This window comes from Lelliottia sp. GFLA7 (assembly GCF_056490165.1).
Genome location: NZ_JBWLAQ010000112.1, coordinates 1 through 407 on the forward strand (window position 1 = coordinate 1; position 407 = coordinate 407).

Genomic DNA, 407 nt, shown 5'->3' on the forward strand with positions numbered 1-407 from the left:
ACCGTGCCGCGATCGACCCGTCGGCCCGCGGTCACCGTCGCCTCGACCGGCTCGTACGTCGTGCGCAGTCCGCCGGGATGGTCGACCGAGACCACGGGTTTTCCGGCGACCGTCCCGGCGAACACCACCGTGCCGGCGCCTGCGGCGAGCACGCTCTGGCCCGGGGCCGCCGCGAGGTCCACCCCGCGATGTCCGGGTAGCCAGTTCTGGGCGGGCTTCTCGAACGCCCGCACGACGTGCGGCGGCGGGCGCAACGGCCAGTCGAACGAGGGTCCGACGTCGCCTTTCGCCGGGAGGGCGGCCGGGCGGGGGAGCGGCGGTGCGGCGGCGGCCGGTGCCGCACCGACGCACACGGCCGCCACCGTCACCGCGACGCCCACCCGCAGCGCCACCCGAACATCGAGTCT

General features: G+C 76.4%; 1 protein-coding gene. It reads right to left on the reverse strand.

Annotation, left to right across the window (positions count from 1 at the left end):
• On the reverse strand, positions 1-407 hold a 407-nt coding region (locus tag AC07RN_RS21410), incomplete at both ends, for a M23 family metallopeptidase (protein WP_478337287.1).